The organism is Pseudomonas sp. PVC-3-1 (genome assembly GCF_057444315.1).
Window position 1 is genome coordinate 2625322 of the sequence record NZ_CM172023.1, and the last position, 22362, is coordinate 2647683.

General features: G+C 62.2%; 27 protein-coding genes and 1 tRNA gene. 22 read left to right on the plus strand and 6 right to left on the minus strand.

Features of this window, described 5'->3' with window-relative positions:
* The first annotated feature begins 652 nt into the window (after positions 1–652).
* Positions 653–1078, plus strand: a complete 426-nt coding sequence (locus tag AC2T4A_RS12300) for an HIT family protein (protein ID WP_486743415.1) — start codon at positions 653–655, stop codon at positions 1076–1078.
* A gap of 3 nt (positions 1079–1081) precedes the next feature.
* Positions 1082–1288, plus strand: a complete 207-nt coding sequence (locus AC2T4A_RS12305) for a SlyX family protein (protein ID WP_416745532.1) — start codon at positions 1082–1084, stop codon at positions 1286–1288.
* Positions 1289–1644: 356 nt separating this feature from the next.
* On the opposite strand, the gene AC2T4A_RS12310 is transcribed toward AC2T4A_RS12305, so the two are convergent.
* The 3 genes from AC2T4A_RS12310 to AC2T4A_RS12320 all read right to left on the minus strand — a co-directional run bounded on the left by AC2T4A_RS12310 (position 1645) and on the right by AC2T4A_RS12320 (position 3164).
* Positions 1645–1905 carry a hypothetical protein gene (locus tag AC2T4A_RS12310; RefSeq protein ID WP_478378799.1) on the minus strand — a complete coding sequence of 87 codons (261 nt, stop codon included), beginning with the start codon at positions 1903–1905 and terminating at the stop codon, positions 1645–1647.
* Positions 1880–2476: a cold-shock protein gene (locus AC2T4A_RS12315; RefSeq protein WP_478378798.1), complete on the minus strand. Its 597-nt coding sequence runs from the start codon at positions 2474–2476 to the stop codon at positions 1880–1882. Before AC2T4A_RS12315 ends, AC2T4A_RS12310 begins: the two co-directional genes overlap by 26 nt.
* A gap of 217 nt (positions 2477–2693) precedes the next feature.
* On the minus strand, positions 2694–3164 hold the full coding sequence (locus tag AC2T4A_RS12320; protein WP_024763362.1) for a Dps family protein: 471 nt from the start codon (positions 3162–3164) through the stop codon (positions 2694–2696).
* A gap of 240 nt (positions 3165–3404) precedes the next feature.
* Between AC2T4A_RS12320 and AC2T4A_RS12325 the strand changes: the two genes are divergently transcribed.
* From AC2T4A_RS12325 to nadA, 17 genes are all read left to right on the plus strand, one after another.
* Entirely contained in the window at positions 3405–3674 is a 270-nt protein-coding gene (locus AC2T4A_RS12325) for an FmdB family zinc ribbon protein (RefSeq protein ID WP_017522110.1), read from the plus strand.
* 43 nt (positions 3675–3717) lie between these two features.
* Positions 3718–5496 carry an aspartate--tRNA ligase gene (gene aspS, locus AC2T4A_RS12330; RefSeq protein WP_024763363.1) on the plus strand — a complete coding sequence of 593 codons (1779 nt, stop codon included), beginning with the start codon at positions 3718–3720 and terminating at the stop codon, positions 5494–5496.
* 74 nt (positions 5497–5570) lie between these two features.
* Entirely contained in the window at positions 5571–6317 is a 747-nt protein-coding gene (locus AC2T4A_RS12335) for a YebC/PmpR family DNA-binding transcriptional regulator (RefSeq protein ID WP_024763364.1), read from the plus strand.
* A 116-nt stretch (positions 6318–6433) separates the two neighbouring features.
* The gene (gene ruvC / locus AC2T4A_RS12340; RefSeq protein WP_024763365.1) at positions 6434–6958 is read left to right on the plus strand and encodes a crossover junction endodeoxyribonuclease RuvC; all 525 of its coding nucleotides are present in this window, start codon (positions 6434–6436) and stop codon (positions 6956–6958) included.
* A gap of 34 nt (positions 6959–6992) precedes the next feature.
* Positions 6993–7598, plus strand: a complete 606-nt coding sequence (ruvA, locus tag AC2T4A_RS12345; protein ID WP_486743416.1) for a Holliday junction branch migration protein RuvA — start codon at positions 6993–6995, stop codon at positions 7596–7598.
* Between the two features lie 10 nt (positions 7599–7608).
* A complete protein-coding gene (gene ruvB / locus AC2T4A_RS12350) occupies positions 7609–8667 on the plus strand; it encodes a Holliday junction branch migration DNA helicase RuvB (RefSeq protein ID WP_416745515.1) in 1059 nt (352 codons plus the stop codon).
* 52 nt (positions 8668–8719) lie between these two features.
* Positions 8720–9166 (plus strand): tol-pal system-associated acyl-CoA thioesterase, encoded by a 447-nt coding sequence (gene ybgC, locus AC2T4A_RS12355; RefSeq protein WP_192430549.1) that lies wholly within the window; start codon positions 8720–8722, stop codon positions 9164–9166.
* Position 9167: 1 nt separating this feature from the next.
* On the plus strand, positions 9168–9863 hold the full coding sequence (gene tolQ, locus AC2T4A_RS12360; protein ID WP_045210353.1) for a protein TolQ: 696 nt from the start codon (positions 9168–9170) through the stop codon (positions 9861–9863).
* A gap of 23 nt (positions 9864–9886) precedes the next feature.
* Entirely contained in the window at positions 9887–10351 is a 465-nt protein-coding gene (tolR, locus tag AC2T4A_RS12365; RefSeq protein ID WP_024763368.1) for a protein TolR, read from the plus strand.
* Positions 10348–11403: a cell envelope integrity protein TolA gene (gene tolA, locus AC2T4A_RS12370; protein WP_416745511.1), complete on the plus strand. Its 1056-nt coding sequence runs from the start codon at positions 10348–10350 to the stop codon at positions 11401–11403. The genes tolR and tolA overlap by 4 nt, the downstream gene beginning before the upstream one ends.
* A complete protein-coding gene (gene tolB, locus AC2T4A_RS12375) occupies positions 11400–12698 on the plus strand; it encodes a Tol-Pal system beta propeller repeat protein TolB (RefSeq protein ID WP_088416498.1) in 1299 nt (432 codons plus the stop codon). Before tolA ends, tolB begins: the two co-directional genes overlap by 4 nt.
* A 52-nt stretch (positions 12699–12750) precedes the next feature.
* Positions 12751–13257, plus strand: a complete 507-nt coding sequence (gene pal, locus AC2T4A_RS12380) for a peptidoglycan-associated lipoprotein Pal (RefSeq protein ID WP_017522099.1) — start codon at positions 12751–12753, stop codon at positions 13255–13257.
* Positions 13258–13263: 6 nt separating this feature from the next.
* Positions 13264–14106 carry a tol-pal system protein YbgF gene (ybgF, locus tag AC2T4A_RS12385; protein WP_486743417.1) on the plus strand — a complete coding sequence of 281 codons (843 nt, stop codon included), beginning with the start codon at positions 13264–13266 and terminating at the stop codon, positions 14104–14106.
* A gap of 194 nt (positions 14107–14300) precedes the next feature.
* A complete protein-coding gene (gene queE / locus AC2T4A_RS12390; RefSeq protein WP_416745505.1) occupies positions 14301–14948 on the plus strand; it encodes a 7-carboxy-7-deazaguanine synthase QueE in 648 nt (215 codons plus the stop codon).
* Positions 14949–14986: 38 nt separating this feature from the next.
* Positions 14987–15661, plus strand: a complete 675-nt coding sequence (gene queC, locus AC2T4A_RS12395) for a 7-cyano-7-deazaguanine synthase QueC (protein WP_478378867.1) — start codon at positions 14987–14989, stop codon at positions 15659–15661.
* Positions 15662–15720: 59 nt separating this feature from the next.
* A tRNA-Lys gene (locus AC2T4A_RS12400) sits at positions 15721–15796 on the plus strand.
* Positions 15797–15953: 157 nt separating this feature from the next.
* Complete coding sequence (gene nadA / locus AC2T4A_RS12405; RefSeq protein WP_486743418.1) at positions 15954–17012, plus strand: quinolinate synthase NadA; 1059 nt, start codon at positions 15954–15956, stop codon at positions 17010–17012.
* Positions 17013–17157: 145 nt separating this feature from the next.
* Here nadA and AC2T4A_RS12410 read toward each other — a convergent pair whose 3' ends face one another.
* Positions 17158–18594 (minus strand): M48 family metalloprotease, encoded by a 1437-nt coding sequence (locus AC2T4A_RS12410; protein ID WP_169937337.1) that lies wholly within the window; start codon positions 18592–18594, stop codon positions 17158–17160.
* Between the two features lie 226 nt (positions 18595–18820).
* On the opposite strand from AC2T4A_RS12410, the gene AC2T4A_RS12415 reads away from it, so the two are divergent.
* Together AC2T4A_RS12415 and AC2T4A_RS12420 are read left to right on the plus strand one after the other, a co-directional pair.
* Positions 18821–19072 (plus strand): sulfurtransferase TusA family protein, encoded by a 252-nt coding sequence (locus AC2T4A_RS12415; RefSeq protein WP_017522093.1) that lies wholly within the window; start codon positions 18821–18823, stop codon positions 19070–19072.
* 54 nt (positions 19073–19126) lie between these two features.
* Entirely contained in the window at positions 19127–20206 is a 1080-nt protein-coding gene (locus AC2T4A_RS12420; RefSeq protein ID WP_045210345.1) for an AI-2E family transporter, read from the plus strand.
* Positions 20207–20256: 50 nt separating this feature from the next.
* Here AC2T4A_RS12420 and AC2T4A_RS12425 read toward each other — a convergent pair whose 3' ends face one another.
* Positions 20257–20727 (minus strand): peroxiredoxin, encoded by a 471-nt coding sequence (locus AC2T4A_RS12425; RefSeq protein ID WP_486743419.1) that lies wholly within the window; start codon positions 20725–20727, stop codon positions 20257–20259.
* A 25-nt stretch (positions 20728–20752) separates the two neighbouring features.
* Positions 20753–21310 carry a glycine cleavage system transcriptional repressor gene (locus AC2T4A_RS12430; protein ID WP_416745496.1) on the minus strand — a complete coding sequence of 186 codons (558 nt, stop codon included), beginning with the start codon at positions 21308–21310 and terminating at the stop codon, positions 20753–20755.
* Positions 21311–21480: 170 nt separating this feature from the next.
* Here AC2T4A_RS12430 and dapA point away from each other — a divergent pair, with 170 nt between their 5' ends.
* On the plus strand, positions 21481–22359 hold the full coding sequence (gene dapA / locus AC2T4A_RS12435) for a 4-hydroxy-tetrahydrodipicolinate synthase (protein ID WP_138526566.1): 879 nt from the start codon (positions 21481–21483) through the stop codon (positions 22357–22359).
* Positions 22360–22362: the final 3 nt, after the last annotated feature.

A 22362-nucleotide genomic window follows, 5' to 3' on the forward strand; every position in this document is an offset into this window, starting at 1 on the left:
CTTTTTGTCGGCGCTAACTTATAGCACGCGTGTTCAGTTGGCGATAGTTGCCCAAATAAACACGCAAAAACTTTACGGGGTTGTCGCAAACCTGCATGAACTGTGTCGCATCCAAGCAGTTTCGATGTTGCAAAAAGAGATTGCCCCCTGATTGCTTCATTGATGCTTCAGCCCCTGTGGTTCTCTATTCCATTGACCACTTCTTATGTTCTCTCGCCTCCGCGTCCACTTCTCCAAATGGGGTGGCCGTCGGTGCGCTGTCCTTGCCTCTAGCAACAACCGTGCACAAATGCCCAGGGTTGCCTTCACAGTGCTCGTCTTGCGACGCGTTGACGCATTTCACGGCTTCCGTAGAGGATTTGCAACATGGGCGCGCACGGATGTCGTTTTCCGACATCCCGCAGTTGTAGCTGTTTAATCGTTTTTTCGCCGCTGATTGCCGTGATTGCCGTGCAGATTCCTGCACGCGCCTGTGGTCGGGATATGCCAATCCGCGCCATGCGCGATCCTGGTGCGGACCGCTGATGAGCATGCTCCAGCAGGAGGCGTCGGCTGGGCATGTTCGTCGGGGAGGCTCTCTAGTATTCTTCGCGCCCTTCGGCTCCCTCGTGGAGCTAGGCTCAAACAAGGTCCGTCGAACAGGAGAGGTCTTATGTTCGCCCTCGATTCCCGCCTCCAGCAGGACACAGTTGCGGTGGGTGATCTCCCGCTGAGCAGCCTGCTTTTGATGAACGACTCGCAATATCCGTGGTTCATCCTCGTTCCGCGCCGCGAAGATGTCAGTGAGATCTTCCAGCTCGACTCCGCCGATCAACAGCAACTTTGGCGTGAGGCCACCCAGTTGGCCGAAGTACTCAAGGACACTTTCGATGCGGACAAGATGAACGTGGCCAACCTCGGCAACGTCGTCAGTCAGTTGCACGTGCATGTGATCGTGCGCAAGAAGGATGATATCGCCTGGCCGGGGCCGGTCTGGGGCAAACATCCCGCCGTTCCTTATAAAGAAGAAGAGTTGGCGCGGGTGCGCGAGAAACTGCGCATGGTGCTGGGCGATGGTTTTCGCTTCAGCCAGGAGTGAGTGATGGATCTGGAAAACCGGGTGACCGACCTGGAGAGCCGGCTGGCCTTCCAGGATGACGCGCTGCAGACCCTCAGCGATGTGGTCTACGAGCAGGAGCGTGTGATCGAGCGCCTGCGTCTGCAGATGCAGGCGTTGCTCAAGCGTCTGGAGGATCTACAGGGGCAGGTTGGTATCGCGGAGGATGAGGCGCCTCCTCCTCATTATTGAGCGAAGAGTCTGTTAGCTTGCCGAAGCCACACTTCAGCATCTCATGCGATAGGCAGTGTCCTGTCCATGTGTCCAGATCAAATTCCCGCCACTTGGCGAGAGGGAGTGGATGAGCCGTTGAAAGCGCCTGCGACCACCATTCGCTTATTGGATTTTCGCCTGAACTTCTTCGCGTCTCTCCACTGATTTCCTACGTTTCCCGCCGAGCGAGCAGCCGAAATCACCTGTTTCGTGGATAGGTGGTTTTCCCTGCGGCGGACAGCCTTTAGCTGCTACCCGCTCAGATAAAAGCCGCTCAGTAACCCGCTCCAGGCCTCAAACCATTCCACCCGCTTTGGTTAAGGATCAATACCAGTTCAGACTCCCAGCAGTGTTCGTCCTTTCAGGTTCTGATGTGGCTGAGCGACGTTGTACCAGGCAAAAAGATCGCCAGCGCCGTTTGCAGTTGTTCGCCATTCGCTACGCCCCAACTGCTGCTGAATTTGGATGCGGAAGTATGTTTCTTTTCTAGCGGGAATGAAGTTCTCTTGTTGTGTGCTGTCCGCTGAAAAAAAGCCCGCCAATCGGCAGGCTTTTTCATGGGTGTAACGCTCAGCGCCGATTAGGCAGCGCAGCAATCACATCCTCTGCCTGCAACCCCTTGTCACGCTGGACAACGGAGAACTCCACCCGCTGCCCTTCGATCAGGATGCGGTGGCCTTCGCCGCGGATGGCGCGGAAGTGGACGAAGATGTCTTCGCCCGAGTCGCGGGAAATGAAGCCGAAGCCCTTGGAGGTGTTGAACCACTTAACGGTGCCGGTTTCGCGATCTACACCGGCGAAGGTTTCGATGGTGGCGCTGGCGCTCGGTTTGTTGAGGCCGGCAATCCATTGCAAGACGACGGCGCCGGCCAGGCTCAGCAGCGGCAGCACGATGGCCGGTTGTTCGCCGATGAAGGGCAGGGGGGCGAGCAGGATCAGGATCTGCAGGACCACGGCCAGCACGACCAGGGCGGTGGCGAGGCTCTGCAGGGCGGAGGGGTGTTTCAGTTGGCTGCTCGGGGCGAGCAGGAGGCTGGTCAGACCGAGCAGGGCCAGGTAGATGGCATCGCTCTGTTGCAGGTAGGGCAGGGCATCACTACGCAGACTCGGGATAAGGGACAGCACGAGTGCGGCGACGCCCGTCACGAGATGGACGATCTTCAACATGGCTACGGATTCACCTTGAGCGGGTAACGAAATAAAGAAGCAGCCAGCCCCAGGTGCGACGCCAGAAAGGGAAAATGAAAGCGTGCCGGGCGGCCTATGCGAGAAACGCACGGCGGGTATTTAACCGCAATCCAGTTGCCTTCTCAAATCAACCGCTTAGGCCATTCGTAGGGGTAGGCAGCCGGCTTTCTGGCCGGCTGCTTATAAAGGGAAGGGGTTATTCGGCGAGCAGGCTGCGCAGCATCCAGGCAGTCTTTTCGTGCACCTGCATGCGCTGGGTCAGCAGGTCGGCGGTGGGCTCGTCCGCCACCTTGTCGGCCAGCGGGAAGATGCTGCGGGCGGTGCGTACCACGGCTTCCTGGCCCTGCACCAGCAGGCGGATCATTTCCTGGGCGTCCGGTACGCCTTCTTCTTCCTTGATCGAGGACAGGCGGGCGTAGGCGGCGTAGGTGCCAGGCGCCGGGAAGCCCAGGGCGCGGATGCGTTCGGCGATGCTGTCCACGGCCAGCGCCAGTTCGTTGTACTGCCCTTCGAACATCAGGTGCAGGGTGTTGAACATCGGCCCGGTGACATTCCAGTGGAAGTTGTGGGTCTTCAGGTACAGCGTGTAGGTGTCGGCCAGCAGGCGGGACAGGCCGTCGGCGATGGCGGCGCGATCTTCTTTGGCGATTCCGATATCGATGTCCATGGCGATCTCCTCATCGGGCATGAATGATTTAAAACGCTGGATTCGAGGCTATCACCGGGGCAGGTGCGAAGCTCTTGGTCTATATCAAGGCAATCGATTGAGTTTTTCTATTAAAAGGCTGTGCGCCCGGCAGGCTTTTCCGCCACCGGAGCCCGGCTGCAACCTGCGGATTTTTCAGGCTATAATCGGCCTCTTTGCCGCGGGACGCGGACCCGTGGCGTTACACAGCCAAGGTGTTCCATGCCGATTTACGAGTACCAGTGCCAGTCCTGCGCGCATCAGCTGGAATCGCTGCAGAAGATCAGCGATGCGCCGTTGGTCGATTGTCCGGCCTGCAAGGCTCCCGAATTGAAGAAGATGTTGTCGGCTCCGGGCTTCCGCCTGGGCGGCAGCGGTTGGTACGAGACCGACTTCAAGACCGGAGCGAAGAAGAACCTGGCCTCCGGCGATGCCCCAGCGGCCTGTCCGGCCACCGGTTGCGGTGCCGGCGCCTGCTCCGCCAGCGAATGAGCGGTTCCCTAGAATTCAAGACTTTCGAGAAGCGAAACACACCATGATGCGCAGCCACTATTGCGGCCAGTTGAACGAGAGCCTGGACGGCCAGGTAGTCACTCTTTGCGGTTGGGTACACCGTCGCCGCGACCACGGCGGGGTGATCTTCCTCGACGTGCGTGATCGTGAAGGTCTGGCCCAGGTGGTGTTCGACCCGGATCGCGTCGAGACCTTCGCCAAGGCCGACCGCGTGCGCAGCGAGTACGTGGTGAAGATCACCGGCAAGGTGCGTCTGCGCCCCGAAGGCGCGCGCAACTCGAACATGGCCTCGGGCGCCATCGAAGTGCTGGGTCACGAGCTGGAAGTGCTGAACCAGGCGGAAACCCCGCCGTTCCCGCTGGACGAATACTCCGACGTGGGCGAGGAAACCCGCCTGCGCTACCGCTTCATCGACCTGCGTCGTCCGGAGATGGCCGCCAAGCTGAAGCTGCGCGCTCGCATCACCAGCAGCATCCGCCGCTACCTGGACGAGAACGGCTTCCTCGACGTGGAAACCCCGATCCTCGGTCGTCCGACGCCGGAAGGCGCGCGTGACTACCTGGTGCCGAGCCGCACCTATCCGGGCCACTTCTTCGCCCTGCCGCAGTCGCCCCAGCTGTTCAAGCAGCTGCTGATGGTGGCCGGCTTCGACCGTTACTACCAGATCGCCAAGTGCTTCCGCGACGAAGACCTGCGTGCCGACCGCCAGCCGGAATTCACCCAGATCGACATCGAGACCAGCTTCCTCGAAGAAAGCGACATCATCGAGATCACCGAGAAGATGGTGCGCCAGCTGTTCAAGGAAGTGCTGAACGTCGAGTTCGACGAGTTCCCGCACATGCCGTTCGAAGAGGCCATGCGTCGCTACGGTTCGGACAAGCCTGACCTGCGTATCCCGCTGGAACTGGTCGACGTGGCCGATCAACTGAAGGACGTCGAGTTCAAGGTCTTCTCCGGCCCGGCCAACGATCCGAAGGGCCGTGTTGCCGCCCTGCGCGTGCCCGGCGGTGCGAGCATGCCGCGCAAGCAGATCGACGACTACACCAAGTTCGTCGGCATCTACGGCGCCAAGGGCCTGGCCTACATCAAGGTCAACGAGCGCGCCAAGGGCGTGGAAGGCCTGCAGTCGCCGATCGTGAAGAACATCGCCGAGCCGAACCTGAACGAGATCCTCGATCGCGTCGGTGCGGTCGATGGCGACATCGTGTTCTTCGGCGCCGACAAGGCCAAGATCGTCTGCGACGCCCTGGGCGCGCTGCGCATCAAGGTCGGCCATGACCTCAACCTGCTCACCAAGGAGTGGGCGCCGATGTGGGTCGTGGACTTCCCGATGTTCGAAGAGAACGACGACGGCAGCCTGACCTCGCTGCACCACCCGTTCACCGCGCCCAAGTGCACCCCGGAAGAGCTGGAGGCCAACCCGGCCGGCAAGCTGTCCCGTGCCTACGACATGGTGCTCAACGGCACCGAGCTGGGCGGCGGTTCCATCCGTATCCACGACAAGGCCATGCAGCAGGCGGTGTTCCGCGTGCTGGGCATCGACGATGCGGAGCAGGAAGAGAAGTTCGGCTTCCTGTTGGACGCTCTGAAGTACGGCGCGCCGCCGCACGGTGGCCTGGCCTTCGGCCTGGACCGTCTGGTGATGCTGATGACCGGCGCGGCCTCGATCCGCGAAGTCATTGCCTTCCCGAAAACCCAGAGCGCTGGCGACGTCATGACCCAGGCTCCGGGCACCGTGGATGCCAAGGCTCTGCGCGAGCTGAACATCCGCCTGCGCGAGCAGCAGAAGGCCGCCGAGTAAGTCGATTCGAATAGCTGGCGGCGCCCGCACTGCGGGCGCCACCTGCGAAGCAAACAAGCGATACGGAGTGAGTTATGGCTGGTCATTCCAAATGGGCCAACATCAAGCACCGCAAGGAACGTCAGGACGCCAAGAAGGGCAAGATCTTCACCAAGCTCATTCGTGAGCTGACCGTCGCTGCCAAGCAGGGCGGCGGGGTGCCGGCGGACAACCCGCGTCTGCGCCTGGCGGTGGACAAGGCGCTGACCGCCAACATGACCCGCGACACCATCGACCGCGCCATCCAGCGCGGCGTGGGCTCCAGCGAAGCCGACAATATGGCCGAGCTGACCTACGAAGGTTACGCACCCAGCGGCGTGGCGATCATCGTCGAAGCGATGACCGACAACCGCAACCGCACCGCAGCCGAAGTGCGTCATGCCTTCAGCAAGTGCGGCGGCAACCTGGGGACCGATGGTTCGGTGGCCTACATGTTCGAGCGCAAGGGGCAGATCAGCTATGCGCCGGGCGTGAACGAAGAAGCCTTGATGGATGCCGCGCTGGAAGCCGGCGCCGACGATGTAGTGGTCAACGACGACGGTTCCATCGACGTATTCACCACCTTCGCCGACTTCATCTCGGTCAACGAAGCACTGACCGAAGCCGGTTTCAAGGGTGAGGACGCGGAGATCACCATGATCCCGTCGACCGTGGCGACCCTGGACCTGGACACCGCGCAGAAGGTCCTCAAGCTGATCGACATGCTCGAAGACCTGGACGACGTGCAGAACGTCTACTCCAATGCGGACATCCCGGACGAGGTGATGGCCCAGCTGGGCTGATCCCACCACCGGCGATGTGCTGAAGCCGGAAGCGGGAGTGGTCGTCAGCGGCGCCTCCCGCTTCCGGTTTTTGTTATCTGAAATGCGCGTTGCAGACTAGGTGTGATCGAACGGACATGACCCTGATTCTCGGTATCGACCCAGGTTCACGGATTACCGGCTTCGGCGTGGTGCGCGACACCGGCCGTGGCTGCGAGTACGTGGCTTCGGGCTGTATCCGTACCGGCAATGGCGAGCTGTTCGAGCGCCTGCAGATCGTCTTCCGTGGCGTGCGTGAGGTCATCCAGACCTACCAGCCGACCATGATGGGCATTGAGCAGGTGTTCATGGCGCGCAACGCCGATTCGGCGCTGAAGCTGGGGCAGGCGCGCGGCGCGGCGATAGTCGCGGCGGCGGAAGAAGGGTTGCAGATTGCCGAGTACACCGCCAGCCAGGTCAAGCAGGCGATTGCCGGCACCGGCGGCGCGGACAAGCAGCAGGTGCAGATGATGGTCATGCACCTGCTCAAGCTGGTGCAGAAGCCACAGATCGACGCCTCCGACGCCCTGGCCATCGCCCTGTGCCATGCGCATACCCGGCAAAGCCTGGTACCGCATGGTCTGATGGGCGCCCGCCGTCGCGGCGGACGCCTGCGCCTGTGATATCCGGAAAAACATTGAGCAAGGACAAACACCCGTGATTGGACGCCTGCGTGGCACCCTGGCGGAAAAGCAGCCGCCGCACCTGATCGTCGACGTGAACGGCGTGGGCTATGAGCTGGAAGTGCCGATGACCACCCTGTACCGCCTGCCGAGCCTGGGCGAGCCGGTGACCCTGCACACCCATCTGGTGGTGCGCGAGGATGCCCACCTGCTCTACGGTTTTGCCGAGAAGCGTGAGCGCGAGCTGTTCCGCGAGCTGATCCGCCTCAATGGCGTGGGGCCGAAGCTGGCGCTGGCGCTGATGTCGGGCCTGGAAGTGGATGAGCTGGTACGTTGCATACAGGCGCAGGATACTTCCACCCTGGTGAAGATTCCCGGTGTCGGCAAGAAGACCGCCGAGCGCCTGCTGGTGGAGCTGAAGGATCGCTTCAAGGCGTGGGAGAATATTCCTTCCATCGCGCCGCTGGTGGTGGAACCCATGCGGGTAGCCGCAGTCTCAAGCGCCGAGTCCGATGCGGTCAGCGCGCTGATCGCCCTGGGCTTCAAACCCCAGGAGGCGAGCCGCGCCGTGGCCGCCGTGCAGGAGGAAGGTTTGTCCAGCGAAGAACTCATCCGCCGTTCCCTCAAGGGCATGGTCTAGGTAGACACTGATGATCGAAGCCGATCGCCTGATTTCCTCAGCTTCCAGTCGCGACCGCGAAGAGCAGTTCGACCGCGCCATCCGCCCGCTCAAGCTGGCGGACTACGTCGGTCAGCCGGTGGTGCGCGAGCAGATGGAGCTGTTCATCCAGGCGGCCCGCGGGCGTCAGGAAGCGCTGGATCACACGCTGATCTTCGGCCCGCCCGGCCTGGGCAAGACCACCCTGGCGAACATCATCGCCCAGGAGATGGGGGTTTCGATCAAGAGTACCTCCGGCCCTGTGCTGGAGCGTCCCGGTGACCTGGCGGCGATCCTGACCAACCTCGAGCCTAACGACGTGCTGTTCGTGGACGAGATCCATCGCCTGTCGCCCATCGTCGAGGAAGTGCTGTACCCGGCCATGGAAGACTTCCAGCTGGACATCATGATCGGCGAAGGCCCGGCAGCGCGCTCGATCAAGCTCGACCTGCCGCCCTTTACCCTGGTCGGTGCGACGACCCGCGCCGGCATGCTGACCAATCCGCTGCGTGACCGCTTCGGTATCGTCCAGCGTCTTGAGTTCTACGGTGTGGACGACCTCTCCAGCATCGTCGCCCGCTCGGCGGGGATTCTTGGCCTGGAGATCGAGCCGGCGGGCGCCTTCGAGATCGCACGACGTGCCCGTGGCACGCCGCGGATCGCCAACCGACTGCTGCGCCGGGTGCGGGATTTCGCCGAGGTGCGCGGCACCGGGCACATCAGCCGCGACATCGCCGACAAGGCGCTGAACCTGCTGGACGTTGACGAAAGAGGGTTCGATCACCAGGATCGCCGCCTGTTGCTGACCATGATCGACAAGTTCGACGGTGGGCCGGTGGGTGTCGATAACCTGGCAGCGGCCATCAGCGAAGAAAGACACACGATTGAAGACGTGCTGGAGCCCTATCTGATCCAGCAAGGCTATATCATGCGCACACCGCGCGGCCGTGTCGTGACTCGGCACGCGTACCTGCATTTCGGCCTGAATGTGCCGAAGCGGATGGGGGAGGGGGCGACGCCGGATCTGTTCGTCCCTGAAGATGGTAATTAATTGCATTTGTAGGCGATTGCCGATTGGCAAAGTCTCTACTTGGTTCTAGAGTATGCGCGCGCAACACGGGGGTCAGCCGTTCCAGCAGCGGTATCGGGTCTATTACGAGGACACCGATGCCGGCGGCATCGTCTACTACGTCAACTACCTCAAGTTCATGGAGCGGGCTCGTACCGAGCGGCTGCGTGATCTGGGCTTTGCCCAGTCACAGCTGGCGGGGGAGAACCTGCTTTTCGTCGTTCACTCGGCCGAAGCGCGCTATCACGCGCCGGCCCGCCTGGACGATGAGCTGCTTGTCAGCGCCGAGGTGGAGGAGTTGAACCGTGCGAGCCTGAAGTTTCGTCAACAGGTTCGACGGGCGTCGGATTCGACCTTGCTCTGCGAGGGGCGATTCCTGGTGGCGTGCGTGCGGGCGGACAACCTGAAACCCCGCGCTATCCCAGATGTGTTGCGTGCGGCATTTGCCGGCAGTCCGGACACCCTTTCAGCAGGAGATTAACGTGGAACCGAACGTCGTCGACCATACTTCCATGTGGAGCTTGATCAGTAACGCCAGCGTCGTGGTACAGCTGGTGATGCTGACCCTGGTGGCCGCATCGGTCACTTCCTGGATCATGATTTTCCAGCGCAGCAACATGATGCGCTCGGCGAAGAAGGCCCTGGAAACTTTCGAAGAGCGCTTCTGGTCGGGCATCGACCTGTCCAAGCTCTATCGTCAGGCGGGCAGCAATCCCGATCCGGATTCGGGGGTCGAGCAGATCTTCCGTGCCGGCTTCAAGGAATTCTCCCGTCTGCGCCAGCAGGCCGGCGTTGACCCGGATGCAGTGATGGAAGGCGTTTCTCGCGCCATGCGCGTCGCCATTTCCCGCGAGGAAGAGAAGCTGGAAACCAGCCTGCCGTTCCTCGCCACCGTCGGCTCCACCAGCCCGTACATCGGACTGTTCGGTACCGTATGGGGCATCATGAACTCCTTCCGTGGCCTGGCCACCGTGCAGCAGGCCACCCTTGCCACCGTGGCGCCGGGTATTGCCGAAGCGCTGATCGCCACCGCCATCGGCCTGTTCGCGGCCATCCCCGCGGTCATCGCCTACAACCGCTTCGCCGCTCGCTCGGAGATGCTCATCGGCCGTTACTACACCTTCGCCGACGAGTTCCAGGCCATCCTGCACCGCAAAGTGCACACCAGCGACGATTGAAGACGACCAAGAGGTAAGCCGTCATGGCAAGAGTTCGTCACAAGCGCAAGCCGGTCGCGGAAATGAACGTGGTGCCTTACATCGACGTGATGTTGGTGTTGCTGGTCATTTTCATGGTGACCGCGCCCATGCTCAACCAGGGCGTCAAGGTCGACCTGCCCAAGGTTTCCAGCGAAGCGCTGCCGCAGGATAACGATTCCCGCGTGCTCACCATCTCCATCAAGGCCGACAAGACCTACTACTGGAACATGGGCTCGGAAGTGGACCCGGATCAGGGCAAGGGCAGCCAGACTGCCGTGGACCTCGATCAACTGGTCAACGCTGCCACCGGCATCATGGCCGAGAACAGCCGCCAGGGTAAGAAAGTCCAGGTCTTCGTCCGCGGGGACAAGGCAGTCGACTATGGCTCGGTCATGGCCGTCATGGGCGGCCTGCAGAAAGCCGGGGTCGGCAACGTCGGTCTGATTACCGAGGCACCAGGTAGTTGATGCACCAGCTCGAGCGCTCTCAATCGGAAGGCTACTTCTGGCCCACGGTCCTGGCCGTGGCCCTGCACGTCCTGATCTTCGCCATGCTGTTCGTCAGTTGGGCCAGTACGCCTGAACTGCCGCCTTCGCGGCCGATCGTCCAGGCCACCCTGTACCAGCTCAAATCCAAGAGCCAGGCGACCCAGCAGACCAACCAGAAGATAGCCGGCGAGTCGAAGAAGACTTCGGCCAAGCAATACGAGCAGGAGCAGCTCGAGCAGAAAAAGGCTGAGCAGCAGGCATTGGCTGCTGCGAAAGCCGAGGAACAAAAGAAGGCGGATGCGGCTCAAAAGGCTGCAGATGCAGCCGAGAAAGCGGCCGAGGCCAAGAAGGCAGACGACGCCAAGAAGGCGGCCGATGCCGCTGCAGCCGCCAAGAAAGCGGCCGAGGCCAAGGCTGCCGAACAGAAACAGCAGGCGGATATCGCCAAGAAAAAAGCCGAGGAAGAGGCCAAGAAAGAGGCCGCTGACGAGGCGAAGAAGAAAGCTGCCGAGGAGGCCAAGAAGAAGGCCGCCGAGGACGCGAAGAAGAAAGCCGCCGCGGACGAAGCCAAGAAGAAGGCTGCCGCGGTCGAGGCTGCGAAGAAGAAGGCTGCCGCTGCAGCCGCCGCAGCAGCCCGCAAGGCGACGGAAGACAAGAAGGCCCAGGCCCTGGCCGAGCTGCTGTCGGATGACACGCAACGGCAACAGGCCCTGGCCGATGAGCAAGGTAACGAGGTGGCGGGCAACTTTGACGATCTGATCGTCAGCCTGGTGAGCCAGCAGTGGAGCCGTCCTCCTTCAGCTCGTAACGGAATGAGCGTAGAAGTGCTGATTCAGATGCTGCCGAGCGGCGCCATCACCAATGTGAGCGTGACCCGCTCCAGCGGTGACAAGCCGTTCGACGATTCGGCGGTGGCCGCGGTCAAAAACGTGGGCCGTATTCCCGAACTGCAAAAACTGGATCGCGCCACTTTCGATAGCCTGTATCGTCAGCGCCGAATGGTCTTCAAACCGGAGGATTTAGATCTGTGAGTACCCTGATTCGCTTCGCGCTCTTCGCCCTGGCCCTGGTGGCCGGCGCAGCGCAGGCCGCCGACCCGCTGGTGATCTCCAGTGGTCGCGACTCGGCCGTCCCGATCGCCGTGGTTCCGTTTGGCTGGCAGGGCGGCAATGTCCTGCCCGAAGACATGTCGAACATCATCGGCAACGACCTGCGCAACTCCGGTTACTTCGAACCGATTCCGCGCCAGAACATGATCAGCCAGCCGGCCCAGGCCAGCGAAGTGATCTACCGCGACTGGCAGGCCCTCGGCGCGCAGTACGTCCTGGTCGGCAGCATCGTGCCCAGCGGTGGCCGCCTGCAGATCCAGTACGCCCTGCTCAACGTGGCAACCCAGGAGCAGGTGCTGACCGGCAGCGTGGGCGGCACCACCGACCAACTGCGCGACATGTCGCACTACATTGCCGACCAGTCGTTCGAGAAGCTCACCGGCATCAAAGGTGCGTTCTCCACCAAGCTGCTCTACGTGACTGCTGAGCGTTTCTCGGTGGACAACACCCGCTACACCCTGCAGCGCTCCGACTATGACGGCGCCCGCCCGGTGACCCTGCTGCAATCGCGCGAGCCGATCCTCTCGCCGCGCTTCTCGCCCGATGGCCGTCGTATCGCCTACGTGTCCTTCGAGCAGAAGCGTCCGCGCATCTTCATGCAGTACGTCGACACCGGTCGCCGCGAGCAGATCTCCAACTTCGAAGGCCTCAACGGCGCCCCGGCCTTCTCGCCGGACGGCAACCGCCTGGCCTTCGTGCTGTCGCGCGACGGCAACCCTGAGATCTATGTGATGGACCTGGGCAGCCGCCAGCTGCGTCGCCTGACCAACAACTCGGCGATCGACACCGAACCCTTCTGGGGCGCGGACGGTTCTACCCTGTACTTCACCTCGGATCGTGGCGGCAAACCGCAGATCTACAAGATGAACGTGAACTCGGGCGCTACCGACCGCGTGACCTTCATCGGCAACTACAACGCCAACCCGAAACTGTCGGCGGATGAGAAGACCCTGGTCATGGTTCACCGCCAGGACGGTTTCACCAACTTCCAGATCGCGGCGCAGGACCTTCAGCGCGGTAATCTCCGGGTACTTTCCAACACCAATCTGGACGATTCGCCCACTGTTGCGCCAAATGGCACGATGCTAATATACGCCACCCGCCAGCAGGACCGGGGCGTGTTGATGCTCGTGAGCATCAACGGACGTGTTCGGTTACCGCTACCCACCGCTCAAGGCGACGTGCGCGAGCCTTCCTGGTCCCCTTACCTGAACTGACGGTTGCCAACTGTTTCAAATTTATACACTGGGGTTCATTAGGAGTTACATGATGGAAATGCTGAAATTCGGCAAATTTGCCGTTATCGCCCTCGCCATGGCCGTAGCCGTTGGTTGCTCGTCCAAGAAAGGCGATGCAACTGGTGAAGGCGCCAATGGCGGCGTTGACCCGAACGCTGGCTACGGCGCCAACAGCGGTGCCGTTGACGGCTCCCTGAGCGACGAAGCCGCTCTGCGCGCTATCACCACCTTCTACTTCGAGTACGACAGCTCCGACCTGAAGCCGGAAGCCATGCGTGCCCTGGACGTACACGCCAAGGACCTGAAAGGTTCCGGCCAGCGCGTAGTCCTGGAAGGTCACACTGACGAGCGCGGCACCCGCGAGTACAACATGGCTCTGGGCGAGCGTCGTGCCAAGGCCGTTCAGCGCTACCTGGTACTGCAGGGCGTTTCCCCGGCTCAGCTGGAACTGGTTTCCTACGGCAAAGAGCGTCCGGTTGCCACTGGCCATGACGAGCAGTCCTGGGCCCAGAACCGTCGCGTTGAGCTGAAGAAGTAAGACCTGATGCCGATGCGCCTGCGTTTTCTGACCTTGATCGCATGCGGACTGCCCCTTATGGCGGCAGCCGCGGTTCCGGTACAGGACGGTAATGGTGGCTATGCCAGCACACCGCCCTCGGGTTATGGCACCGCAGGCGCTGATGGCGCCTACGCCGGAGGCGGGATGACAACTCCCGTCTCCGGTCAGGCTCAGCTGTTCATGCAGCTGCAGCAGATGCAGGACGAAATGTCCCGTCTGCGCGGCATGCTCGAAGAACAGCAGAACCAGATTCAACAGATGAAGCAGGAAAACCAGGAACGCTTCCAGGACATCGATAGCCGCCTTTCCAGCGGTGCAGGTGCAGGAGCGGCCGGTGCTGCTGTTCAACCCAATTCCCCCGCTGCCGGCGCCAGTGCCGGAGCTGCCGCTGGCGCAGGCGTCGCCGCCGCCCAGCAACAACAGCCCGCCGCCAGCAGCGAGCCGGGTGACCCGGCAAAAGAGAAGCTCTACTACGACGCCGCCTTCGACCTGATCAAGGCCAAGGACTTCGACAAGGCCAGTCAGGCCTTCGGCGCCTTCCTGCGCAAGTACCCGAGCAGCCAGTACGCTGGCAACGCGCAGTACTGGCTGGGTGAGGTGAACCTCGCCAAGGGCGACCTGCAGGGCGCTGGTCAGGCTTTCGCCCGTGTCAGCCAGGCCTACCCGAGCAGTGCCAAGGTGCCGGATTCGCTGTACAAGCTCGCCGATGTCGAGCGCCGCCTGGGCAATACCGACAAGGCCCGTGGCATCCTGCAGCAGGTCGTGGCCCAGTATCCGGGCACTTCCGCTGCCCAGCTGTCCCAGCGTGACCTGAAGAACCTCAAGTAAGGCTCCGCACCGTCTGAAAACCCGCGCCCGTCGCGGGTTTTTTCGTTAGAATTCCCGCCCCCGGAAAGCGCCAGTGGTTTCAGCTCGGCTGATGTCTGCTGTGTTCCGGGTCTTCCGGGCGCCCCATGAGCGCGCCCACGACTCCAACGCAACGGAGGCGGATGGCCTGTGTAGCCGTCACGCCCGTGGCTGATATGCAACAGACCCTGCGCATTACCGAGATTTTCTACTCGTTGCAGGGGGAAACGCGCACCGCCGGCTTGCCGACCGTGTTCGTACGCCTGACTGGCTGTCCCCTGCGCTGCAATTACTGCGATACCGCCTATGCCTTCAGTGGCGGCGAGATCCAGACCCTCGATGCCATCTTCGAGCAGATTGCCGCCTATCGCCCACGCTACGTCTGCGTGACTGGCGGCGAGCCGTTGGCCCAGCCCAATTGCATCCCGCTGCTCGAGCGCCTCTGCGATGCCGGCTACGAAGTGTCGCTGGAAACCAGCGGAGCGCTGGATATCTCAGCCACCGACCGCCGCGTCAGCCGTATCCTCGACTTGAAGACTCCTGGCTCCGGAGAAGCGGCGCGCAATCGCTACGAGAATATTGGCGAGCTGACCTCCAACGATCAGGTGAAGTTTGTCATCTGCTCCCGCGAGGACTACGACTGGGCTGTATCCAAGCTGATCGAGTACCGCCTGGAGCAACGCGCTGGCGAGGTGCTGTTCTCGCCCAGCCACCGCCAGGTGGATGCACGTGCACTGGCCGACTGGATCGTCAGCGACAACCTGCCCGTGCGCCTGCAACTGCAGCTGCACAAGATTCTCTGGAACGACGAGCCGGGCCATTGAGCGCGGAGGAGACCCTGTTTATGTCCGATAAGAAAGTCATGAATGACAAGAAGGCGGTGATCCTGCTCTCTGGCGGTTTGGACTCCGCGACCGTGGTTGCCATGGCCAGGGCAGAAGGCTACGACTGCTACACCATGAGCTTCGACTACGGCCAGCGTCACCGCGCCGAACTGCAGGCAGCCGAGCGTGTCGCGCGTCAGCAGGGCGTGATCGAGCACAAGGTGATCGGTCTCGATCTGAACGGCATTGGCGGCTCGGCGCTGACCGACAGCAGCATCGATGTGCCCGAGGCTCCCAGCGAAGGCATCCCGGTAACCTACGTGCCGGCGCGCAACACCGTGTTTCTATCGTTGGCCCTGGGGTGGGCGGAGGTGCTGGGCGCGCGGGATATCTTCATCGGCGTAAATGCCGTGGATTATTCCGGCTACCCGGATTGCCGTCCGGAGTTCGTCGAGGCTTTCGAGCGCATGGCGAATCTGGCGACCAAGGCCGGTGTGGAGGGCGATGGCTTCCGTATCCAGGCGCCGCTGCAGTTCCTTTCCAAGGCGCAAATCATCGAAGCGGGAGTCGCCCAGGGTGTGGATTACAGCCTGACTGTTTCCTGCTACCAGGCTGATGATGACGGGCGTGCGTGCGGGAAATGCGACAGCTGTCGCCTGCGTTCTGATGGCTTTGTCGCGGCCGGAATTTCCGACCCGACGCGATATTTCTGAAAAAAGTTTTCTCGGGGTGTTGTTTTTACGTTAGAAATCAGTATTATACGCACCACGTCGGGTCGTTAGCTCAGTCGGTAGAGCAGTTGGCTTTTAACCAATTGGTCGTAGGTTCGAATCCTACACGACCCACCATCAAATCCTGTGAAAGCCCCGTGATCGAAAGGTCACGGGGCTTTTGCCATGTGCCGGAAAAAGTCCGCTGTACGGCCATCGAGGCCGCATCGCACGAAGGACGGTGGTGATAAAATCGCCGGCATAATCAGACCGTGCCTGTTGAGGTTTCCACACGATGTCCCAGATTTCCGAACGCCTGCTGGTCCAGGCCCATCTGGCGGCGAAGCAGCCGCGGGTGCTGAGCGCGCAGGAAGAGGCCGATTACCGTGCGGCCATCGCCGCTGAGCTGAAGGCGCAGAACGCTGTGCTCGTGGCGCACTACTACTGCGACCCGGTCATCCAGGCGCTCGCTGAGGAGACCGGTGGCTGCGTTTCCGACTCGCTGGAAATGGCCCGCTTCGGCAACCAGCATTCGGCGCAGACCGTAGTGGTCGCCGGTGTTCGTTTCATGGGCGAGACCGCGAAGATCCTCAACCCGGAAAAGCGCGTGCTGATGCCGACCCTGGAAGCGACCTGCTCGCTTGACCTGGGTTGCCCGGTGGAAGAGTTCTCCGCCTTCTGCGACAAGCATCCCGAGCGCACGGTAGTGGTCTATGCCAATACGTCGGCGGCGGTAAAGGCGCGCGCTGACTGGGTGGTGACCTCCAGCTGCGCCGTGGAGATCGTCGAGCACCTGATGGACAACGGTGAGCCGATCCTCTGGGCGCCCGACCAGCACCTGGGCCGCTATATCCAGCGCGAGACCGGCGCCGACATGCTGCTCTGGGATGGTGCCTGCATCGTTCACGAGGAGTTCAAGGCCAAGCAGTTGGAAGACCTCAAGGCGGTCTACCCGGACGCTGCGATCCTGGTACACCCGGAGTCGCCGGAAGCGGTGGTGGACCTGGCCGATGCGGTGGGTTCCACCAGCCAACTGATCAAGGCTGCGCAGACGATGCCGAACAAACGCTTCATCGTCGCCACCGACCGCGGCATCTTCTACAAGATGCAGCAGCTTTGTCCGGACAAGGAATTCATCGAGGCGCCCACCGCCGGCAACGGCGCGGCCTGCCGCAGCTGTGCGCACTGCCCATGGATGGCCATGAACACCTTGGAGCGCACCCTGGCGTGCCTGAAGGAAGGTTCGGGTGAAATCTTCGTCGACCCGGCGCTGATTCCCAAGGCGATCAATCCGCTCAAGCGCATGCTCGATTTCACCCAGGCGGCGAAGCTGAAGTTGGCAGGCAATGCCTGACTCACTCGGCACCATGAAAAAAGCCCGGCAGATGCCGGGCTTTTTCTTTGCGTCTTTTGTGGGAGCGAGCTTGCTCGCGAACCGCTTGATGCCACCAATTCCCGTGATGTGATCGCGAGCAAGCTCGCTCCTACAGGAAAGGGCTTTAGCGCCCCATCATTTCCTTGAGGATGCGTTCCTGGTCGCGGAACTCCTGCTGGCGTGCGTCCAGTCGAGCCGCCAGGGTGAAGTTGCCCCCGGCGCGACGCTTGGCAAAGTCCAACTGCTCGATGGCCTGCTTGTAGTCACCGGTGAGTGCGTAGTACTCCGCGCGGGCCTGATACACACCGATGGCGTTGCCGCTCAGGGTGCAGGCGTCGGCCAGGCGGTTCCACACGTCCGGGTCCAGAGGGCGGCGTTGGGAGAGCTTGAACAGCGTCTTCTCGGCGTCGGCCGCGCGGTTGGTCTTCATCATCAGGTCGGCGTTGGCCTGGATCAGCGGATAGCTGTCCGGGTACTGGCCGAGCATCTTCTGCACACGGGCCTGGGCGTCGGGCAGCTTGTTGGCGGTGATGTCGAGATCGGACATGGCCAGGTTGTAGCTGATGTCGTTGGGCGCCTTGGCCAGTAGCTGCTGGAGATTGCTGCGGGCGTCGTTGAGCTGGCCGATCTTGGTCTGCGACAGCGCAAGGCCGTAGCGCGCGGCATCGTTCTTCGGGTCCTCATCGAGTTGCGCGCGGAACTGTTTGCTGGCCATGCCCGGGGTATCCTCGAACATCTGCTGGACGCGGGCGCGCATGAGTTCATAGCGCAGCGAATCTTCCTTGCCGCCTTTGGGATATTGCTCGGCGCGGTTGCGGGTGTCGGCAATACGCGATTCGGTCACCGGGTGAGTCAGCAGGAATTCCGGCGGCTTGCCCTCGTAGCGGTACTGGCGGGCCAGTCGCTCGAACATGTTGGGCATCGAGCGCGGGTCATAGCCGGCGCGGACCATGGTAGCGACGCCGACACGGTCGGCCTCCTGCTCATTCTGCCGGGAGAAGCGCAGCTGGTTCTGGATCGCCGCGGCCTGGGTGCCGGCGATCGCGGCGATACCGGCGTCCCCGGCGCCGGCTGCGGCGGCGATGATGCCGGCCAGCATGGCGGCCATCACCGGTACCTGCATGCGTTGCTGCGCTTCGATGCCGCGGGCGAAGTGGCGTTGGCTCAGGTGGCCAAGTTCGTGCGCCAGTACGGCGATGTACTCGCCCTCGGTCTGGGCATAGATGAACAGGCCGCCGTTCACGCCAACCACGCCGCCGGGGGCGGCGAAGGCGTTGATCTGCTTGTCGCGGATCAGGATGAAGGCCAGGCGGTGGTCCTGCAGTTCGCTGGATTCGGCCAGGCGGTAGACGCTGGACTCGACATAGTCCTTGAGTTGCGGATCGTTGAGCGTGTCGACCTGGTTGCGCAGCATGCTCAGCCAGGCGCGGCCGAGCTGGAATTCCTGCTCCGGGGAGACGATGGAAGAGCTGGCATCGCCCAGGGACGGCAGGTCGTCCGCCAGGGCCGGCGTGGCGAGGGCGACAGCGAGCGACAGCAGGGCAGGGCGGAGTACTTTCATGTACACGAGGCTCGTTCCGAGAAAGGCTCTACTTTAGCTGCACGCTAACGCCTATGCCTAGTTTGCAGGACAGAAGTGCGGGGCAATTCGAAATGGGTATTTCCGCTGCGCTGCCGTTTTAACCCCCGACGCTGACGGCTGGATTAATGATCAGTGTCGCAGTCGGGCCTGGTTACTTTTCCAACGCTTTCGGTATTCTTGGGCGCCCTGACCGGAGTTCGTTTCGATGTCCGATTCCACGCCGTCCGTCCCCGCCTGTGACGCGGAGCTGGACGCCAGCGGTCTCAATTGTCCGCTGCCGCTGCTCAAGGCAAAACTTGAGCTGAACCGCCTGCCCAGCGGTGCGGTGCTCAAGGTGATTGCCACCGACGCTGGCTCCCAGCGTGACTTCCGTGTTTTTGCCGACCTTGCAGGGCACTCGCTGCTGCATGAGGAGGTCGAAGCTGGCGTTTATCGCTACTGGCTACGCAAGAAGTAGCTCCTGATCCTGGGTAACTGTGACGTTGCCCCTTTTGTTTCGCAGGTTTCGTTGATGCTCAAGGTTTTGCAGGACTGGATGCAGCGCTATTTCTCCGATGAGGAGGCGATAGTGCTGGCGGTCATTCTCGGGCTGGGATTCACCGTAATCCTGGCCTTTGGTGGGATGCTCGCGCCGGTACTGGCGGCGATGGTCATCGCCTTCCTGATCCAGGGTATGGTCGGTGTACTGGAGCGCCTGCGCGTACCTCACCTGTTTGCGGTGTGGCTGGTGTATTCGCTGTTCCTCGGGCTACTCGCAGTGTTCCTGCTGGTACTGGTGCCGCTGCTGTGGAAGCAACTGTTCACCTTGTTCAACGAGCTGCCCGGCATGCTCGGCGAGTGGCAGGCCACCTTGCTGATGCTGCCCGAGCGCTACCCGGACATGGTCACCGAGGAGCAGGTGCTGCGTACCGTTGAGGCGGCCCGCAACGAGCTGGGGCAGCTTGGCCAGTGGGCGCTGACCTTCTCGCTGTCCGGCCTGCCGGTGGTGGTCAACATCATGATCTACCTGGTGCTGGTGCCGATCCTGGTGTTCTTCTTCCTCAAGGACCGCCGTCGCTTCTATCACTGGTTCCGTCGCTACCTGCCCCGCGAGCGCGGGCTGATGAAGCAGGTGTGGAACGAGATGAACCAGCAGATCGCCAACTACATCCGCGGCAAGGTCATCGAGATATTCATCACCGGTGTGGCGACCTACATCGCCTTTGCGGTGCTGGGGCTGAACTATGCCGCGCTGCTTGCCCTTCTGGTCGGCCTGTCGGTAGTGGTGCCTTATATCGGCGCGGTAGTGGTCACTGTGCCGGTGGCAATGATCGCGCTGTTCCAGTGGGGCTGGAGTGACCAGTTCATCTACCTGATGGCTGCGCACGCGATCATCCAGGCGCTGGATGGCAACGTGCTGGTGCCGCTGCTGTTCTCCGAAGCGGTGAACCTGCACCCGGTGGCGATCATCTGTGCGGTACTGCTGTTCGGCGGGCTGTGGGGCTTCTGGGGCGTGTTCTTCGCGATTCCGCTGGCGACCCTGGTGAAGGCCGTGCTGGATGCCTGGCCGCGGCAGCCGCCATTGGAGCCGCAAGTCAGTCCGATGATGTAAAAGAAAAAGGCCGCTGATCAGCGGCCTTTTCATGGGGCTGGCTCCGCGGCTTACGGGTTCAGCTCTTGAGCGGCCGCGAGCACGGCGTCCACATGCCCGGGCACTTTCACGCCGCGCCATTCCTTGCGCAGCACGCCCTTGGCGTCGATCAGGAAGGTGCTGCGATCGACCCCCATGTATTCCTTGCCGTAAAGCTTCTTCAGCTTGATCACGTCGAACAGCTGGCAGACGGCTTCGTCCTTGTCGCTGATCAGTTCAAAGGGGAAGCACTGCTTGGCCTTGAAGTTCTCGTGGGACTTGATGCCGTCGCGGGAGACGCCGAACACCAGGGTGTTGGCCTTGGCGAAGTCCTCGATCTTGTCGCGGAAGCCCTGGCCTTCAGTGGTGCAGCCGGGGGTGCTGTCCTTGGGGTAGAAGTACAGGACGACCTGCTTGCCCTTGAGTTCGGACAGGCGGAATTCGACGCCGCTGGTGGCCGGGGCGTGGAAATCGGCGACGGCTTTGTTCAGTTCGACTGCCATTGGGATTTTCTCCTTGAGAGCATCCTTACGGATGCTGCGGACGCCAGGGTTCGATCAGCGCGTCCAGGTTCAGGGCGTCGGCGAAGTCCAGGAACTGGTCGCGCAGCCAGCTGATCTGGGTGCCGGCCGGCAGCGTCACGGTGAGGGTGGCATTGAGCATGCTGGTGTTGGTGTGCGGCGCCTGGTAGGTGTCGCAGGTGAGGTTCTCCAGCTCGATGTTGTGATCGATGAAGAACTGGCACAGCTCGTTGAGGATGTCCGGACGATAGACGGCGCTGACATAGGCCACATAGGGCAGGGCCTGGGCGCGGGTAACGTGGACGTTGCTGCGCGTGACGCTGAGGGTGAAGCCGTGGCGCTTGGCCAGGGGCGACAGGCCGCCTTCCAGGCGGGCCAGGGCATCCCAACTGCCGGAGACCTGCAGGATCAGCGCGCTGAATTCGCCATGGCGGGTCAGGCGGCTGCTGACCACCGAGCAACGGTTGTCGACGCAGGTGCGGCACAGCACGCTGGTCAACTCCATCGGGTTCGGGCCCAGAGCGCTGATCAGAAGGAATTGTTCACGAGGGTGAGAGGCGGACATGCAGCTTTCCTGGAGTGGCGGCCAAGCGGGCCGCATCGACAAAGGAGAAAGGGTAGCGAAAAGCGCCGGTGAGGGGAATGTCTGGTCGCTCGTGGGTCGCTGCGTCACCTTGTGCGTGGCCGGTGGCGACAGTACCATTACGGCTTTATTTTTCCGGCAGGAGCGGTTGCATGATTGCGGGCAGTATGGTGGCGCTGGTCACCCCCTTCGATGCTCAGGGTCGACTGGATTGGGACAGCCTCGCGAAGCTGGTGGACTTCCACCTGCAGGAAGGCACCAACGCCATCGTAGCGGTCGGCACCACTGGTGAATCGGCCACTCTGGACGTGAATGAACACCTGGAAGTGATCCGTCGCGTGGTCGACCAGGTCAAAGGCCGCATCCCGGTCATCGCCGGCACCGGCGCCAACTCCACCCGCGAAGCCGTCGAGCTGACCGAGGCTGCCAAGTCCGGCGGCGCCGATGCCTGCCTGCTGGTGACTCCGTACTACAACAAGCCGACCCAGGAAGGCCTGTACCAGCACTTCCGCCACATCGCCGAAGCCGTGGCCATCCCGCAGATCCTCTACAACGTGCCGGGCCGTACTGCCTGCGACATGCTGCCCGAGACTGTCGAGCGCCTGTCCAAGGTGCCGAACATCGTCGGCATCAAGGAAGCCACCGGCGACCTGCAGCGTGGCAAGGAAGTACTCGACCGCGTCGGCAAGGACTTCCTCGTCTACTCCGGTGACGACGCCACCGCCGTCGAGCTGATGCTGATGGGCGGCAAGGGCAACATCTCGGTGACCGCCAACGTCGCCCCGCGCGCCATGAGTGACCTGTGTGCCGCCGCCATGCGTGGCGATGCCGCCGCTGCCCGCGCCATCAACGACCGCCTGATGCCGCTGCACAAATCGCTGTTCATCGAATCCAACCCCATCCCGGTCAAGTTTGCCCTGCACGAAATGGGGCTGATTCCAGAGGGCATCCGCCTGCCCCTGACCTGGCTCAGCCCGCGCTGCCACGAACCGCTGCGTCAGGCCATGCGCCAGACCGGCGTCCTGGCTTAAGGA